This is a genomic window from Cupriavidus sp. CPT47-8839-RL05A (genome assembly GCF_058792255.1).
In genome coordinates this window covers 244,076-259,625 of the sequence record NZ_JBYTEG010000006.1, presented here as the reverse complement: position 1 = coordinate 259,625, position 15,550 = coordinate 244,076, and the positions used below count along the sequence as shown (strand labels likewise).

Here is a 15,550-nt window from a genome sequence, read left to right as displayed (position 1 = left end):
TGCGCGGGCCGGCTGGTACCATCGCACGGCCTGGTGCGCCCGCGCGGCGCACCGCTCGGCATGCCCGGCGCCATGGCAGGCACTGCCCCGTCGCGCCGGTCCGGCACCCAACAGCGAGACGAAGAGAGAAGAAGATGAGACTCGAAACCCTGGCCGTCCATGGCGGCTATTCGCCCGATCCCACCACGCGCGCGGTGGCCGTGCCCATCTACCAGACGGTGGCCTACGCCTTCGACAGCGCCCAGCACGGCGCCGACCTGTTCGACCTGAAGGTGGCCGGCAACATCTACAGCCGCATCATGAACCCGACCAACGACGTGCTCGAGCAGCGCCTGGCCGCGCTCGAGGGCGGCGTGGGCGCGCTGGCGCTGGCGTCCGGCATGGCGGCTATCACGTATGCGATCCAGACCATTGCCGAGGCCGGCGACAACATCGTCTCGTCGAGCCAGCTCTATGGCGGCACCTACAACCTGCTGGCGCATACGCTGCCGCAGTCCGGCATCGAGACGCGCTTTGCCGATGGCCGCAACCCGGCCAGCTTCGGCGACCTGATCGACGCGCGCACCAAGGCGATCTTCGTGGAGTCGGTGGGCAACCCGCTCGGCAACGTGGTCGATATCGAAGCCATCGCGCGCGTGGCGCACAACCACGGCGTGCCGCTGATCGTCGACAACACGGTGCCATCGCCCTACCTGTGCCGTCCGTTCGAGCATGGCGCGGATATCGTCGTGCATTCGCTGACCAAGTACCTGGGCGGCCACGGCAACAGCGTCGGCGGCGCCATCATCGACAGCGGCAAGTTCCCCTGGGCCCAGCACAAGGAACGCTTCAAGCGCCTGAACGAGCCCGACGTCTCCTATCACGGCGTGGTCTACACCGAGGCGCTGGGCCCGGCCGCCTACATCGGCCGCGCGCGCGTGGTGCCGCTGCGCAATACCGGCGCGGCGCTGTCGCCTTTCAATGCCTTCCTGATCCTGCAAGGCATCGAAACCCTGGCGCTGCGGCTGGACCGCATCACCGAGAACGCGCTGGCGATTGCCCGCCACCTGCAGCAGCATGCCAAGGTGGACTGGGTCAACTTTGCCGGCCTGCCCGACCATGCCGACCACGCGCTGGTGCAGAAGTACCTGGGCGGGCGCGGCCCCGGCATCCTGTCGTTCGGCCTGAAGCAAGGCGGCCGTGAAGGCGGCGCGCGCTTCCTGGACGCGCTGCAGCTGTTCACGCGGCTGGTCAATATCGGCGATGCCAAGTCGCTGGCCACGCATCCGGCGTCGACCACGCATCGGCAACTCAATGCGGATGAACTGAAGGCGGCGGGCGTCAGTGAGGACATGGTGCGGCTGTCGGTCGGCATCGAGCATATCGATGATCTGATCGAGGACCTGGATCGGGCGCTGGCGGCAGTCTGACCGCAGGCGTCACAGGGATCCGCAGGGTTTCTCCCTCTCCCGCTTGCGGGAGAGGGGAGCGTACGCGAAGGGTGGTAGCACTCCCGAAAGCTATCGGTCGCCAGCACGACCTACCTCCCACCACGCTTGCCGTGCGCCTCCAGCACAAAGTAGCCGATCGCCCCGATCATCAGCGGAATCAGGTAATACATCGCGCGATACGCAATCAGCGCCGCCAGCAGCAGCCCGTGCGGCACCTGGCCGCCCAGCATCGTCAGGAACACGGTCTCGATCACGCCGAGACCCCCGGGGATCCGCACCACCACGCCCGCCAGCCCCGACGCCAGCAATACCCCAAGCACCGTGAAGTACCCCGCATGCGTATGCAGCAGCGAAAACAGGATCGCCGCCATCGCCATCCAGTGGGCTGCAGACAAGAGGATTTGCAGCGCCGCGAAGCCGACCGACGGAACGTAGATATCGTGGTCGCGCACGGTCCGGTGCCGGCCGTGCCAGGTGGCACAGGCAGCCAGGTAGGCAGCCGGCACCGCCAGCATCAGCGCGCCCAGCACCCGTGTCAGCGCCGCGGGAACGCCCCACTCCGGCGGCAGCATCACCAGCTGCGCCACCAGCATGCCCCCCGCCAGCAAGGCATAGCCAAGCCAGTTGCTGCTCACCACCACCACGAACAGGCTCCAGATCTGCGGCAGGGTCAGCCCGGCGCGCGTGTACAGGCGGTAGCGCACGCCCGCGCCGCCCAGCGTGGCCCCGAGGTTGAGGCTGAGCGTGTAGCTGACATAAGAGATCGCCATCACCCGCCGCGCCGGCAACGGGTGTCCGGCATAGTGGCAGCCGAGGCGGTCGAACTGGCTGTACAGCAAGCCGCTCAGCGCAACGAAGGCCGCCGCCGGCGCCAGCGTGCGGGCGTTGAAGCCGCGCAGCGCGGCCAGCACCGCGTCCCAGTCGATGGTGCCCAGCTTGCGCGCGATCAGCGCCAGCACCGCGGCAATGAACAGGATGCCGATGGCACGGCGCCACGCGGGCCAGTGCGCGTGCTGGCGGATCGCCGAGAAGGTCGTCGCGCCCATCATTGCGCGCCTCCCCTCGTCGCCGCGCACCGCAAGACCGGCGTCAGGAATGTGCAGGAATGCAGGCCTGCGTGCGCCAGCCCGGCATGCAATTTCTGGCCTGCCTCGGCTTCAAACAGGATAAAAGTTTCCGGCAGCGCGCTTTCGCGCGCGCACGGGATCGCGCCGGGTCCGCACGACAGGCGCCGCTCTGCGCCGTGCCCTGGCCGGCGGAAACGATTGGAGGCGGACTGCATCGGTGTCATGACCTGAGAAAGCCGCAAACACCGTGCCAGCGCCGGCACGTCAACCACGGCCACGGCTGCGCCGCCAGCGCGCCAGGGCCGCGGCCGCCACCGCGCCGGCGGCAAGCCCGGCAATGAACACCGCGGCAGCGGTCCCCTCCCAGCCCGCCGCGGCCGCAACATCTGCACGGTCCCGCGCAAGGGGCGCGAGCGACTGCCAGTCGGCAGCCGTGAACTGCGTCATCGCCTGCGCCCCGTCCAGGCCATACACGCAGATCTCCCCGCCGGGCAGCTTGCAGAAGCGCTCGCGCGGGCAGGCCTTGAGGATGGCCTGCGGGGCGCCCTCGCCGCAGCTGGCCCCGGCGCTGCGCAAGACCTGGATCGTGACTTCGGGATGCCGGGTAAGTTGTTCGGGCATGGCGGCCTCCATACGGGTGACGCTGCCCTTCAGCGTAGTGCAGCCAGGCGCCGGCGCCCTTATTCGCCAGCGGCATATGACCATGCGTAATAACTCGTTCGCCTATTGCCTGCCTTTCCATACAATGAGCCGACGCCGCGGCGGGACGCTGCCGGCCTCCAACAACATAACGGGGAGCATCAGATGCAATACGGGAAATTCGGCTTCGTCGCACGGCTGGCGGCAGCGGTGCTGGCACTGGGCGTGATGCAGGGTGCGGGCGCGGCCGATCCGGACAAGAAGGAAATCCGCTTCGGCGCCACCGCCGGCCCCTACGCCGACCAGATCCGCTATGGCGTGAAGCCGGTGCTGGAAAAGCGCGGCTACAAGGTCACCATCATTGAGTTCAGCGACTACGTGCAGCCCAACCTGGCGCTGGCCGACGGCGCCATCGACGCCAATGCGTTCCAGCATGTGGCCTACCTGAAGAAGTTCTCAGCCGACCGCAAGCTGGCGCTGACCGACGTGATCCAGGTGCCGACCGCGCCGATCGGCATCTACAGCCGCAAGCACAAGGGCCTGGCCGAGGTGAAGCCCGGCAATACCGTGTCGCTGCCGAACGATCCCACCAACCTGGCGCGCGCCATCGCCATCCTGCAGCAGATCGGCTGGGTCACGCTCAAGCCGGGCACCGACCCGATCCGCGCCAGCGAGCGCGACATCGACGCCAACCCGCACAAGCTCAAGCTGATCCAGCTGGAAGCCGCCCAGCTGCCGCGCTCGCTCGACGACGTGGACTATGCCTTCGTCAACGGCAACTATGCGCTGGCCTCCGGCCTGAAGCTGACCTCGGCGCTGGCGCTGGAGAAGATTCCCGACTACTACATGAACCTGGTCGCGGTGAAGACGGCGGACCTGAACAAGCCCTTCGTCAAGGACATCCGGGAGGCCTACGAGTCGGCGGAGTTCAAGGCCGTGACGCAGCAGCGCTTTGCGGGCTTCGTGCAGCCGCCGTACCAGCGCTGAGCCACCGCGCTCTCGCCCCGAAAGCAAGGAAGCGCCGCCAGGCGCTTTCTCGCTTTTGGGGGGGCAGCTGTCGCGCGCATTGTGCGCAGCAAGACAATTTTGCGCCGCGCGCGCCGCGCAAATGCCCTACACTCAAGCTCAAGTCCCCCGCGCCCAAAAAGCACGGCAGGGATCACAACGCGATCATTGCTGCGGATAGCTGCGAAGATCCTCGCGGCCGTCCCAGCGGATCCTGTCGAGACAACCGCATCGAGAGACCTGCCATGTCCACGGTTGCGCGCTTTGAGATCGGCTACACCCGCTACCTTGCCCCGCCGGGCGACACCTCCTCCCCCACTTCTCCTCCCCCACCCCTTGCCAGCAACCCCGACGCGCTGCTGCCGCTGTACCAGGCGATGGTGCTGACGCGCCAGTTCGACCTGAAAGCGATTGCGCTGCAGCGCACCGGCAAGATCGGCACCTTTGCCTCGGCACTCGGCCAGGAAGCCATCGGCGTGGGCGTGGCCTTTGCGATGCGGCCCGAAGACGTGCTGGTGCCCTCGTACCGCGACCACGCGGCACAGTTTGTGCGGGGCGTCACGATGACCGAGAGCCTGCTCTACTGGGGCGGCGACGAACGCGGCAGCGGCTTTGCGGCGGCGCCGCATGACTTTGCCAACTGCGTGCCGATCGGCACCCAGGTCTGCCACGCGGCCGGCGCCGCCTATGCGTTCCAGCTGCGCGGCGAGCCGCGCGTGGCGGTCTGCCTGCTGGGCGACGGCGGCACCTCCAAGGGCGATTTCTATGAGGGCATGAACATGGCCGGCGCGTGGCACGCGCCGCTGGTGATCGTGATCAACAACAACCAGTGGGCAATCTCGATGCCGCGCAGCGGCCAGACCGCGGCGCAGACGCTGGCGCAGAAGGCCATTGCCGCCGGCATCCCCGGCGAGCAGGTCGACGGCAACGACGTGGTCGCGGTGCGGCACCGCGTCGGCGAGGCCATCGCGCGCGCGCGCGACGGCGGCGGCCCGGCGCTGATCGAGGCCATCACCTACCGCCTGGGCGACCACACCACCGCCGACGACGCCTCGCGCTACCGCGACGAGGCCAGCGTCAAGGCGCACTGGCAGGAAGAGCCGCTGCTGCGGCTGCGCACGCACCTGCTGGCGCTGCACGCGTGGGACGCGGCGCGCGAGGAAGCGCTGGTCAAGGCCTGCTCGCAGCAGGTGGCGCAGGCCGTGGAGACTTACCTGGCCGTGCCGCAGCCGGACCCGGCCGCGATGTTCGACTGCCTGTACGCAACCATGCCGGCCGAATTGCAGGCGCAGCTGGAGATTGCCCGGCGCTTCCCGGCGCCGCACGGATAACCAGCAAACCCTGCGCCTTCACCTGGCGACCACAGCGAGCGAACCATGGCGGAAATCAATCTGGTCGAAGCAGTCAACCTGGCGCTGGCCCATGCGCTGGAGCACGATCCCGATGTGCTGCTGCTGGGCGAGGATATCGGCGTCAATGGCGGCGTGTTCCGCGCCACCGCGGGCCTGCAGGCGCGCTTTGGCGCGGCGCGCGTCATGGATACGCCGCTGGCCGAAGGCGGCATCGTCGGCGCGGCGATCGGCATGGCGGCAATGGGGCTCAAGCCGGTGGCCGAGATCCAGTTCACCGGCTTTATCTACCCGGCGGTCGATCACATCATCAACCACGCCGGACGCATGCGGCATCGCACGCGCGGGCGCTTGTCATGTCCGATGGTGGTGCGCTCGCCGTGCGGTGCCGGCATCCATGCACCCGAGCATCATTCCGAAAGCCCGGAGGCGATGTTCGCGCATATGCCCGGCATCCGCGTGGTGGTGCCTTCATCGCCCGCGCGCGCGTACGGGCTGCTGCTGGCGGCCATCGCCGATCCGGACCCGGTCATCTTCCTCGAACCCACGCGGCTGTACCGCCTGTTCCGCCAGGAAGTGGCCGACGACGGCGCCGCGCTGCCGCTGGACACCTGCTTCACGCTGCGCGAAGGCAGCGACATCACGCTGGTGAGCTGGGGCGCGATGGTGCAGGAGACGCTCGCCGCCGCGGACGCACTGGCCGGCGAAGGCGTGACGGCCACGGTCATCGACGTGGCCACGCTCAAGCCGCTGGACATGCAGACCATCCTGGAATCGGTGACGCGCACGGGCCGCTGCGTGATCGTGCACGAGGCCCCGCGCACCGCCGGCTTCGGCGCCGAGATCGCGGCGCAGCTGGCCGACGCGGGCCTCTACTCACTGGCCGCGCCGGTGCAGCGCGTGACCGGCTTCGACACCGTGGTGCCGCTGGCGCGGCTGGAATACACCTACCTGCCTGGCGTCGCCCGCATCGTCGACGCGGCGCGCAAGGCGATGGCAGCGTAACGCGAGAGTTGCCGACGATAGGCAAGGAGTGCCGATGAGAGTCTTCAAGCTGCCCGACCTGGGCGAAGGCCTGCAGGAGGCCGAGATCGTGACCTGGCACGTCAAGACCGGCGACACCGTGGCCGCTGACCAGCCGCTGCTGTCCGTGGAGACGGCCAAGGCCATCGTGGAAATCCCGTCGCCCTATGCCGGCACCATCGCCAAGCTGTTTGCGCAGCCCGGCGATATCGTCCACCTTGGCGCGCCGCTGGTCGGCGTCGAGGGTGCGGGCGACGATGCCGACGCCGGCACCGTGGTGGGCTCGGTCCAGGTCGGCACGCACGTGGTCAATGAAGCCGCGCCCGCGGGCTCCGCGGCACCCGCCGCGGCGATGGCCGCGCGCGTCAAGGCCACGCCGGCGGTGCGCGCGCTGGCGCGCCGGCTCGGGGTGGACCTGGCAATGGCCACGGCATCGGGTCCCGAGGGCGTGGTCACCGCCGCCGACGTGGAGCGGGTAGCCAGCACGCTGGCCGAGCTGGGCGCGCCGGAACAGCTGCGCGGCGTGCGCCGGGCGATGGCGCAGAACATGGCGCGGGCACAGGCCGAAGTGGCCGCCGCCACGGTGATGGACGACGCCGACATCCACGCCTGGCAGCCCGGCGCCGATGTGACCATCCGGCTGGTGCGCGCCCTGGTGGCCGGCTGCCGCGCCGAGCCCGGCCTCAATGCCTGGTACGAAGGCCAGACCGCCCGCCGCCACGTGCTCAAGAAGATCGACGTCGGCATCGCGGCGGACCTGCCCGAGGGCCTGTTCGTGCCCGTGCTGCGCGACGTCGGCAACCGCGATGCCGCGGACCTGCGCCACGGCCTGGACCGCATGCGCGCCGACATCCGCGCGCGCACCATTGCTCCGGAAGAGATGCGCGGCAACACCATCACGCTGTCCAACTTCGGCATGATCGCGGGGCGCTATGCCGCGCCCATCGTGGTGCCGCCGACCGTGGCAATCCTGGGTGCGGGACGCGTGCGCGAGGAAGTGGTGGCAGCCGGCGGCGTGCCGGCGGTGCACCGGGTGATGCCGCTGAGCCTGACCTTTGACCATCGCGTGGTGACGGGTGGGGAGGCGGCACGGTTTCTGGCGGCGGTGATTGCGGATCTGGAGATGGCGGCGTAGCGGTGGAAGGCAACAGGGAGCCGACGAGCCAATAGCCTCGGAGAATACTGCCGCCCCTCGTGTACGCTCCCCTCTCCCGCAAGCGGAAGAGGGGAGCAAACCGCCGGTGTGCTGGCACCGATCGGGAATCGGGCGCTGCGGTGGCCCTGTATATAATGCGTTTCCGATCGCCGCTGCCGTCAAGCCGGACCTATCCGGACAGCCGGACACCCCTCATGGAATCCAAGACCGCCCGCCTTACCATCCTGATCGATCCGGTCAAGAAGAAGGCCTTTGAAACCCTGTGCGCCTCGCAGGACCTGACACCGTCGCAGGTCGTGCGCCAGCTGATCCGCGAGTACCTGGCCCAGCATGGCGTGGAATATGCCACCAAGCCCAAGCCTGCGGGCAGCACCCGGCAGAAGAAGTGACTCAGCGCGGGGCGTCGCCCTCGCCTGCAGCTTCGCTTGCCAGCTCGCCGCAGCGCTGCACCGCCTGCGCCAGCGAATCCACGTAGTTGCCCTCCCCCAGCGCCGCCAGCACGCCCGCGCGCGCCAGCTTTTCCCTGACCCGCTCGTTGGCTTCGGCCAGCACCACCGCCACGCCGCGTTTCTGCAGCGTCACGATCACGGCCTCCAGCGTCTGCAGCCCGGTCATGTCCATGAAGGGCACGCGGCCCAGGCGGATCAGCAGCACGCGCGGCTCGGTATGGGTCTGCACCAGTGCGCGCTCGCAGGCTTCCACGGCACCGAAGAAGAACGGTCCGTCGATGGCATAGACCAGCACGCCCGCCGGCATCCGCGCGGGCAGGCCGGCGCCGGTATCGCCGAGTTCCCGCTCTACGTCCACGACATCCTGGCGCGCCACCTCGACTGACGCCGACATGCGCCGCAGGAACTGCAGCATGGCCAGGATCACGCCGATATTGACCGCCACCACCAGGTCGGTCAGCACGGTCAGGGTGAAGGTGATCAGCAGGATGGCGACGTCGGCGCGCGGCGCGCGGCGGACCATGCGCGCGAACTGGCGCCCCTCGCTCATGTTGTAAGCCACCACGAACAGGATCGCGGCCAGCGTCGCCAGCGGCACGCTGGCCGCGAGCGGCGCCAGGAACAGCAGCACCATCACCAGCGTGAGCGCATGCACCACGCCGGCCAGCGGGCTGTTGCCGCCATTGCGGATATTGGTGGCGGTGCGGGCAATGGCGCCGGTGGCGGCAAACCCGCCGAACAGCGGCGCCAGGATATTGGCGATGCCCTGGCCGACCAGCTCCTGGTTGGAATCGTGCCGCGTGCCAGCCATGCCGTCGGCCACCACCGCGGACAGCAATGACTCGATCGCGCCCAGCATGGCGATGGTGAAGGCCGGCCCGGCCAGCTCCAGCACGCGCGCCAGCGTGATGTCCGGCAGCGCGGGCACGGGCAGCCCGCGCGGCAGGCCGCCAAAGGCGGTGCCGATGGTGGCGACGCCGTCAAAGCGGAACAGCGCCTGCACCGCGGTGGCAACCAGCAGCGCCACCAGCGGCCCGGGGATGCGCCGCAGCCAGCGCACGCGCGGCGCGCCCACTACCAGCGCCAGGCTGCCCAGCGCCAGCGCGGTGGTGGCCGGGTGCCATTGCGGCAGCGCCTGCAGCAGGTGCCAGAGTTTTTCGTGGAAATGCTCGCCGGCGACCGGCGGCAGGCCGAAGAAATCGCGCCACTGGCCGACAAAGATGATCACGCCGATGCCAGCCGTGAAGCCGACGATCACCGGTGCGGGAATGAACCGGATCACGCTGCCCAGCCGCGTCAGCCCCATCGCCAGCAGGATCAGCCCCGCCATCAGGGTGGCGATCTGCAGGCCGTCGATGCCGTGGCGCGCGGTCACGGCGGACAGCACCACGATAAACGCGCCGGTGGGCCCCGCGATCTGCAGCCGGCTGCCGCCGAACAGCGACACCGCCAGCCCGGCGACGATGGCCGTGTACAGGCCCTGCTCCGGCTTGGCGCCCGACGCGATCGCAAACGCCATGGCCAGCGGCAGCGCCACCACCCCGACGATCACGCCCGACACGATGTTCGGCAGCCAGTTGCCGCGTCGGAACAGTCCGGCCAGCCAAGCTTCGCGCAGCGCGATCATGCGTCAATCCCTCGGGTTCGTGCAGGATGATGATGGTGCATTGGATGATAACAGCATGTTAATGCCCGCCGGCTTGCAGCTCGCGCCGTGATATTCGCCACGCCTGCACTGTCGCTTATGCCACTCAATTCCTATACTGGATTGGCTCGCCCGGGCGTACGGGGTATGGGCCAGGGCGGACGCGGCAAACTTCTGCAATCGGAGGCCCATCATGTTCAAGCACCTCCTTGTGCCTACCGACGGCTCCGCACGCGCCGACGCGATGGCGGCCCGCGCCATGGCCTTTGCCAGCCGCATCGGCGCCCGCGTGACCGGGCTGCATGTGATTCCCGAGTACCACGTACTGACCTACCGGCTGACCAGCCTGCAGGACACCAAGGACACCTTTGCCGCAGAAGCAGCGCGCCACGCGGATACCTTCCTGGCCACGCTCAGCCACACCGCGGCGCAGGCCGGCGTGGCCTGCGAGACCGTCACCGCCACCGACGACCATCCCTGGCAGGCCATCATCCAGTGCGCGCAGCAGCGCGACTGCGACCTGATCGTGATGTCGTCGCATGGCAAGCGCGGGCTGCAGGCGCTGCTGATCGGCAGCGAGACCCACAAGGTCCTGACCCACAGCACGATCCCGGTGCTGGTCTTCCGCTAGGCGGCCGGGCGAACAACGAGACAGCGCGATAGCGGGCAACAGTGCGCGGCGACGCGCGTATCCAAACCACGCCAACTGCAAGGAGCGCAACCATGGCGATTCGACTGGGCGAGCAAGCCCCTGATTTCACCGCCGACACCACGGAAGGCAAGATCAGCTTCCATGAGTGGATCGGCGACAACTGGGCCATCCTGTTCTCGCATCCCAAGGACTTCACGCCGGTGTGCACCACCGAACTGGGCTATATGGCCCGGCTCAAGCCCGAATTCGACAAGCGCAATACCAAGATCATCGGCCTGAGCATCGACCCGGTCGGCGACCACCAGCGCTGGGTCAAGGACATCGAGGAAACGCAGAACTGCACCATCAACTATCCGATGATCGGCGACGCCGACCTGAAGGTGGCCAAGCTCTACGACATGATCCACCCCGAGGCCAGCGGCAGCGGCCCGCGCACGGCGGTAGACAATGCCACCATCCGCTCGGTGTTCATCATCGGCCCGGACAAGAAGGTCAAGGCCATGCTGGTGTACCCGATGAGCGCCGGGCGCAATTTCGACGAGGTGCTGCGCCTGCTGGATTCGCTGCAGCTCAATGCCAAGCACACCGTGGCCACGCCGGTGAACTGGAAGCCGGGCGAGGACGTCATCATCCCGACTTCGGTCTCGGACGAGGATGCCAAGAAGAAGTACCCGCAGGGCTTCAAGACCCTGAAGCCCTACCTGCGCACGGTGGAGCAGCCCAAGTAAGGGGGAGCGAGGAGCGCCAGCGCCAGGGAGTGCGGCCGGGCGTGGGGGGCACGCCGGCCGCCGCCGGGCCTCCCGGGCAGTCACGGCCGGGAGGCCCGACTTGTCCACAGGAACTATCCACAGCTTCAGTGGATATCCCCCCTCTTGACAACCGCAAAGGGCGCGCCGGTGCTGGAATTCACTGGAGTGCCCGTTTTATAGGCAACCCGCCGGGCTACGGGAATGGTTGCGGGCGTTCGAATTTTGTGCCTGTTGCGATTCTTCCGCCACGGGGCGCTCAGCGCGTCAGCACTTCGCGGATGGTGTCGGCCAGTTCCTTGGCCACGAATTTCGCCACATAAGCGTCCGCGCCCACCTTGCGCACATGCTCCTCGCTGGCCTCTCCGGACAGTGACGAGTGAATCACCACCGGCAGCGACTTCAGCCGGCTGTCCGCCTTGATCTTGCGGGTCAGGGTGAAACCGTCCATCTCTGGCATCTCCAGGTCGGTCAGCACCAGCGCCACCTCGTCCTGCACTGACCTGCCATGGCTGGCCGCCTCGGCGGCGATGCGGTCGAGCAGCTCCCATGCCTCCTTGCCGGACTTGGTCATCACCACCGGCGCGCCCAGCGCCTTCAGCCCCTGCTCGATCAGGCCGCGCGCCAGTGCCGAATCGTCGGCGGCAATGACCTTGGCGCCGGGGCGCAGGCTCAACTGCGGGCCGACCGTGCCCGGATCCACGTCCGGCTGCCGCGTCGGCAGCACATCGCGCAGGATCTGCTCGACGTCCAGCACCTGCACCAGCCGCGACGGGTCCGTGCCCCCGGCAGTGTCCCCGTCCAGCTTGGCGATGCTGGTGACGTGGCCGGTCCGCACGCTGGCCTCGGCCGAATGCACCTGGTTCCACTCCAGGCGCACGATTTCCTCCACTGCCTCCACCGCGAAGCCCTGCGTCGAACGTGCATATTCCGTCACCAGCAGGATGCCCAGGCCGCTGCGCGGCTTGCAGCCCACCAGCCGGGGCAGGTCGATCACCGGGATCACCTGGCCGCGGATATCCGCCATGCCCAGGATCGACGGGTCGGCCCCCACCACGGTCGTCACGTGCGGCATCACCAGGATCTCGCGCACCTTGAAGACATTGATCCCGAACAGCTCCGTCTGGCCGGAATGCTCGGCTTCGCCAAGCCGGAACAGCAGCAGCTCGAACTGGTTGTTGTTGGTCAGGTTGGTCCGTTCGTCGATGTCCCTCATGGAACTGCTCATGCTGCGCTCCCGTGCCGTGCGTGTGGTTTTTGCCGCCGTCGTTGTCATCTGCCTGCGGCCGCGGCGGATGGCGGACGGCAGGGTTCATGACTGGATATCGGCGCGGGGCAACGGGAGTTGAGAGGCACACGCAGCGCATGTTCGGATTTCATCCTTGCATATCCGGATTGCTTCGTTCCTCCGGCACAGCGTCGTCCATATAGTGGTTCCCAACTTGTCATAACACGCTATGTCGATCCCCATGACGACCCGGACCAACGTGGTACCCGTCCCCGCCGCCGCCATGCCGGCACCGATCCCGCTGCCGCTCTATACGCAAATCAAGGACGCCTTGCGCGCCCGCATCCTGGACGGCACCTATCCGCCGCACCACCAGATGCCGTCGGAAAGCGAGCTGGGCGAGCGCTTTCGCGCCAGCCGCATCACCGTGCGCCAGGCGCTGGGCGACCTGCAGAAGGAGGGGCTGATCTTCAAGATCCATGGCAAGGGCACCTTCGTCTCCAAGCCCCGCGCCTTCCAGAACGTGACCTCGCTGCAAGGCTTTGCCGAGGCCATGTCGAGCATGGGCTACGAGATCCTGAACCAGATACGCAGCTGCAAATGCGTACCTGCCAGCCGTCACGTTGCCACGCAGCTGCGGCTGCGCGAAGGCGATCCGGTGGTGGAGATCCGGCGCGTGCGCCTGCTCAACCGCGAGCCGGTGTCGCTGGAGCTGACCTGGGCGCCCGAGGCCGTCGGCCGCCGCCTGCTCACTGCCGACCTGGCCACGCGCGACATCTTCCTGATCCTGGAAAACGACTGTGGCGTGAAGCTCGGCCATGCCGACCTGAGTGTCGACGCCATCCTCGCCGACGACGACCTGACCCAGGCCCTGCGCATCCAGGAAGGCGCGCCGGTACTGCGCATCGAACGCCTGACCCATGACGCGCAAGGCACGCCGATCGATTACGAGTTCCTCTACTTCCGCGGCGACGCGTTCCAGTACCGGCTGCGCGCAGACCGGCACAAGACCGCGCCAGCCGCCAGCGTCACCAGCCCGGCCGGCCGTGCACGGCCCCGCAAACCAGCCAGCAAGGGGAAGCCCTCCGCATGAATACCCTGACTCACGAATACGACATCGTTGTCGTCGGCGGCGGCACCGCCGGCCCGATGGCCGCGATCAAGGCCAAGGAACGCAACCCCGCGCTGCGCGTGCTGCTGCTCGACAAGGCGCACGTCAAGCGCAGCGGCGCCATCTCGATGGGCATGGACGGGCTGAACAATGCCGTGATCCCCGGCCACGCCACGCCCGAGCAGTACACCCGCGAGATCACCGTGGCCAACGACGGCATCGTCGACCAGTCCACCGTTTATGCCTACGCGCGTCACAGCTTTGCCACCATCGAGCAGCTGGATCGCTGGGGCGTCAGGTTCGAGAAGGACGAGACCGGCGACTACGCAGTGAAGAAGGTCCATCACATGGGCTCCTATGTGCTGCCGATGCCGGAAGGACACAACGTCAAGAAGGTGCTGTACCGCCAGCTCAAGCGCGCGCGCGTAGAGATCACCAACCGCATCGTCGCCACGCGCGTGCTGACCGACGCCAGCGGCGCCGCCGGCGGCGTGATGGGCTTCGACTGCCGCACCGCGGACTTCCACGTGATCCGCGCGCGCGCCGTGATCCTGTGCTGCGGCGCGGCCGGCCGCCTGGGCCTGCCCGCTTCCGGCTACCTGATGGGCACCTACGAGAACCCGACCAATGCCGGCGACGGCTATGCCATGGCCTATTATGGCGGCGCCGCGCTGGCCAACCTGGAGCGCTTCCAGATCAATCCGCTGATCAAGGACTACAACGGCCCGGCCTGCGCCTACGTGACCGGCCCGCTGGGCGGCTATACCGCCAACGGCAAGGGCGAGCGCTTTATCGAATGCGACTACTGGAGCGGCCAGATGATGTGGGAGTTCTACCAGGAGCTCCAGGGCGGCAACGGCCCGGTGTTCCTGAAGCTTGACCACCTGGCGGAAGAAACCATCCAGACCATCGAGACGATCCTGCACACCAACGAACGGCCCAGCCGCGGCCAGTTCCACGCCGGGCGCGGCACCGACTACCGCAGGCAGATGGTGGAGATGCATATCTCGGAGATCGGCTTCTGCAGCGGCCACAGCGCTTCCGGCGTGCATGTGAACGAGCGCGCCGAGACTACCGTGCCGGGCCTGTACGCAGCCGGAGACATGGCCGCCGTGCCGCACAACTACATGCTGGGCGCCTTCACCTATGGCTGGTTTGCCGGGCACAACGCGGCCGGCTACGTCGCCGGCCGCGGCCTGCCTGAAGCCGATGCGGCCCAGGTCGAGGCGGAGCGCGCGCGCGTGTTCGCACCGCTGGCGCGAGAGAGTGGCCTGCCGCCCGCCCAGGTGGAATACAAGCTGCGCCGCATGGTCAACGACTACCTGCAGCCGCCCAAGGTCACGCGCAAGATGGAAATCGGCCTGCAGCGCTTTGACGCCATCGCCGAGGACATCGGCCAGATCCGCGCCGCCAATCCGCACGAGCTGATGCGCGCGGTCGAGGTAATGGCGATCCGCGACTGCGCGGAGATGGCGGCACGTGCTTCCCTGTTCCGCACCGAGAGCCGCTGGGGTCTCTACCACCATCGCGTCGACTATCCGCAGCGCAATGATGCGGACTGGTTCTGCCATACGCACCTGAGCAAGGATGAAGCCGGGCGCATGGTCAGCCACAAGCGCGCGATCGAGCCGTACATCGTCCCGGTGGCAGGCGGCGACGCCACCGCCTACCAGCGGCTGCGTGTCAGCCGCGGCCAGGCTGCCGCCACGGCCGCCACTGCCGAACCCGCCACCCTGGCTGCCGCCTGAAGGAACCCACGCCATGGCCTACACCCCGCATGAGATCGCCCAGCGCAGCAGCGCGCCGGTCACCATCGATGAAGACAAGTGTATTGCCGACAAGGGCTGCACGGTCTGCGTCGATGTCTGCCCGATGGACCTGCTGGCCATCGACCTGACCAAAGGCAAGGCATTCATGCAGTTCGACGAGTGCTGGTACTGCATGCCCTGCGAGAAGGATTGCCCGACGGGCGCGGTCAGGGTCGAGATCCCGTACCTGCTGCGTTGATTGCCCCGCTTCATGACAACAGCACCACAGAGATGACCCCATG

Annotated in this window: 15 protein-coding genes; 11 read left to right on the top strand and 4 right to left on the bottom strand. The window is 68.0% G+C overall.

The genetic code is table 11. The annotated features are described in order from the left end of the window. The first annotated feature begins 134 nt into the window (after positions 1 to 134). A complete protein-coding gene (locus AC3WVS_RS09640) occupies positions 135 to 1,409 on the top strand; it encodes an O-acetylhomoserine aminocarboxypropyltransferase/cysteine synthase family protein (protein ID WP_492318421.1) in 1,275 nt (424 codons plus the stop codon). Positions 1,410 to 1,519: 110 nt separating this feature from the next. Here the strand turns inward: AC3WVS_RS09640 and AC3WVS_RS09635 are convergent, their stop codons facing one another. Both AC3WVS_RS09635 and AC3WVS_RS09630 read right to left on the bottom strand, forming a co-directional pair. Continuing rightward, positions 1,520 to 2,479: a lysylphosphatidylglycerol synthase domain-containing protein gene (locus AC3WVS_RS09635; RefSeq protein WP_492318420.1), complete on the bottom strand. Its 960-nt coding sequence runs from the start codon at positions 2,477 to 2,479 to the stop codon at positions 1,520 to 1,522. 282 nt (positions 2,480 to 2,761) lie between these two features. After that, entirely contained in the window at positions 2,762 to 3,118 is a 357-nt protein-coding gene (locus AC3WVS_RS09630) for a hypothetical protein (protein ID WP_492318419.1), read from the bottom strand. 183 nt (positions 3,119 to 3,301) lie between these two features. Here AC3WVS_RS09630 and AC3WVS_RS09625 point away from each other — a divergent pair, with 183 nt between their 5' ends. The 5 genes from AC3WVS_RS09625 to AC3WVS_RS09605 all read left to right on the top strand — a co-directional run bounded on the left by AC3WVS_RS09625 (position 3,302) and on the right by AC3WVS_RS09605 (position 8,058). Further along, positions 3,302 to 4,123 carry a MetQ/NlpA family ABC transporter substrate-binding protein gene (locus tag AC3WVS_RS09625; protein ID WP_010810904.1) on the top strand — a complete coding sequence of 274 codons (822 nt, stop codon included), beginning with the start codon at positions 3,302 to 3,304 and terminating at the stop codon, positions 4,121 to 4,123. A gap of 263 nt (positions 4,124 to 4,386) precedes the next feature. After that, on the top strand, positions 4,387 to 5,472 hold the full coding sequence (gene pdhA / locus AC3WVS_RS09620; protein WP_492318418.1) for a pyruvate dehydrogenase (acetyl-transferring) E1 component subunit alpha: 1,086 nt from the start codon (positions 4,387 to 4,389) through the stop codon (positions 5,470 to 5,472). Positions 5,473 to 5,517: 45 nt separating this feature from the next. After that, complete coding sequence (locus tag AC3WVS_RS09615; RefSeq protein ID WP_492318417.1) at positions 5,518 to 6,495, top strand: alpha-ketoacid dehydrogenase subunit beta; 978 nt, start codon at positions 5,518 to 5,520, stop codon at positions 6,493 to 6,495. Positions 6,496 to 6,529: 34 nt separating this feature from the next. Next, on the top strand, positions 6,530 to 7,648 hold the full coding sequence (locus tag AC3WVS_RS09610; protein ID WP_492318416.1) for a dihydrolipoamide acetyltransferase family protein: 1,119 nt from the start codon (positions 6,530 to 6,532) through the stop codon (positions 7,646 to 7,648). A 215-nt stretch (positions 7,649 to 7,863) separates the two neighbouring features. Continuing rightward, positions 7,864 to 8,058, top strand: coding sequence for a ribbon-helix-helix domain-containing protein (locus AC3WVS_RS09605; RefSeq protein ID WP_010810900.1), 195 nt, complete (start codon positions 7,864 to 7,866; stop codon positions 8,056 to 8,058). A gap of 1 nt (position 8,059) precedes the next feature. Here AC3WVS_RS09605 and AC3WVS_RS09600 read toward each other — a convergent pair whose 3' ends face one another. Further along, positions 8,060 to 9,745 carry a SulP family inorganic anion transporter gene (locus AC3WVS_RS09600; protein WP_492318415.1) on the bottom strand — a complete coding sequence of 562 codons (1,686 nt, stop codon included), beginning with the start codon at positions 9,743 to 9,745 and terminating at the stop codon, positions 8,060 to 8,062. 211 nt (positions 9,746 to 9,956) lie between these two features. Here AC3WVS_RS09600 and AC3WVS_RS09595 point away from each other — a divergent pair, with 211 nt between their 5' ends. Then, complete coding sequence (locus tag AC3WVS_RS09595; RefSeq protein ID WP_035823164.1) at positions 9,957 to 10,394, top strand: universal stress protein; 438 nt, start codon at positions 9,957 to 9,959, stop codon at positions 10,392 to 10,394. A 92-nt stretch (positions 10,395 to 10,486) separates the two neighbouring features. Next, positions 10,487 to 11,143 carry a peroxiredoxin gene (locus AC3WVS_RS09590; protein ID WP_492318414.1) on the top strand — a complete coding sequence of 219 codons (657 nt, stop codon included), beginning with the start codon at positions 10,487 to 10,489 and terminating at the stop codon, positions 11,141 to 11,143. Between the two features lie 277 nt (positions 11,144 to 11,420). Here AC3WVS_RS09590 and AC3WVS_RS09585 read toward each other — a convergent pair whose 3' ends face one another. After that, the gene (locus AC3WVS_RS09585; RefSeq protein WP_492318413.1) at positions 11,421 to 12,389 is read right to left on the bottom strand and encodes a chemotaxis protein; all 969 of its coding nucleotides are present in this window, start codon (positions 12,387 to 12,389) and stop codon (positions 11,421 to 11,423) included. A gap of 241 nt (positions 12,390 to 12,630) precedes the next feature. Here AC3WVS_RS09585 and AC3WVS_RS09580 point away from each other — a divergent pair, with 241 nt between their 5' ends. Genes AC3WVS_RS09580 through AC3WVS_RS09570 form a run of 3 tightly spaced genes read left to right on the top strand, consistent with a single transcriptional unit; the run spans position 12,631 to position 15,507 of the window. Next, entirely contained in the window at positions 12,631 to 13,482 is an 852-nt protein-coding gene (locus tag AC3WVS_RS09580) for a GntR family transcriptional regulator (protein WP_492318412.1), read from the top strand. Further along, entirely contained in the window at positions 13,479 to 15,248 is a 1,770-nt protein-coding gene (locus AC3WVS_RS09575) for a fumarate reductase/succinate dehydrogenase flavoprotein subunit (RefSeq protein ID WP_492318411.1), read from the top strand. The genes AC3WVS_RS09580 and AC3WVS_RS09575 overlap by 4 nt, the downstream gene beginning before the upstream one ends. Positions 15,249 to 15,261: 13 nt before the next feature. After that, positions 15,262 to 15,507, top strand: a complete 246-nt coding sequence (locus AC3WVS_RS09570) for a 4Fe-4S dicluster domain-containing protein (RefSeq protein ID WP_010810893.1) — start codon at positions 15,262 to 15,264, stop codon at positions 15,505 to 15,507. The last annotated feature ends 43 nt before the right edge of the window (positions 15,508 to 15,550 follow it).

What these genes read in the sequence shown, in the direction of transcription:
- AC3WVS_RS09585 (WP_492318413.1), bottom strand. Translation starts at nt 12,389, where the DNA reads ATGAGCAGTTCCATGAGGGACATCGACGAACGGACCAACCTGACCAAC.
- AC3WVS_RS09570 (WP_010810893.1), top strand. Translation starts at nt 15,262, where the DNA reads ATGGCCTACACCCCGCATGAGATCGCCCAGCGCAGCAGCGCGCCGGTC.
- pdhA (WP_492318418.1), top strand. Translation starts at nt 4,387, where the DNA reads ATGTCCACGGTTGCGCGCTTTGAGATCGGCTACACCCGCTACCTTGCC.
- AC3WVS_RS09590 (WP_492318414.1), top strand. Translation starts at nt 10,487, where the DNA reads ATGGCGATTCGACTGGGCGAGCAAGCCCCTGATTTCACCGCCGACACC.
- AC3WVS_RS09580 (WP_492318412.1), top strand. Translation starts at nt 12,631, where the DNA reads ATGACGACCCGGACCAACGTGGTACCCGTCCCCGCCGCCGCCATGCCG.
- AC3WVS_RS09630 (WP_492318419.1), bottom strand. Translation starts at nt 3,118, where the DNA reads ATGCCCGAACAACTTACCCGGCATCCCGAAGTCACGATCCAGGTCTTG.
- AC3WVS_RS09595 (WP_035823164.1), top strand. Translation starts at nt 9,957, where the DNA reads ATGTTCAAGCACCTCCTTGTGCCTACCGACGGCTCCGCACGCGCCGAC.
- AC3WVS_RS09640 (WP_492318421.1), top strand. Translation starts at nt 135, where the DNA reads ATGAGACTCGAAACCCTGGCCGTCCATGGCGGCTATTCGCCCGATCCC.
- AC3WVS_RS09615 (WP_492318417.1), top strand. Translation starts at nt 5,518, where the DNA reads ATGGCGGAAATCAATCTGGTCGAAGCAGTCAACCTGGCGCTGGCCCAT.
- AC3WVS_RS09605 (WP_010810900.1), top strand. Translation starts at nt 7,864, where the DNA reads ATGGAATCCAAGACCGCCCGCCTTACCATCCTGATCGATCCGGTCAAG.
- AC3WVS_RS09575 (WP_492318411.1), top strand. Translation starts at nt 13,479, where the DNA reads ATGAATACCCTGACTCACGAATACGACATCGTTGTCGTCGGCGGCGGC.
- AC3WVS_RS09625 (WP_010810904.1), top strand. Translation starts at nt 3,302, where the DNA reads ATGCAATACGGGAAATTCGGCTTCGTCGCACGGCTGGCGGCAGCGGTG.
- AC3WVS_RS09610 (WP_492318416.1), top strand. Translation starts at nt 6,530, where the DNA reads ATGAGAGTCTTCAAGCTGCCCGACCTGGGCGAAGGCCTGCAGGAGGCC.
- AC3WVS_RS09600 (WP_492318415.1), bottom strand. Translation starts at nt 9,745, where the DNA reads ATGATCGCGCTGCGCGAAGCTTGGCTGGCCGGACTGTTCCGACGCGGC.
- AC3WVS_RS09635 (WP_492318420.1), bottom strand. Translation starts at nt 2,479, where the DNA reads ATGATGGGCGCGACGACCTTCTCGGCGATCCGCCAGCACGCGCACTGG.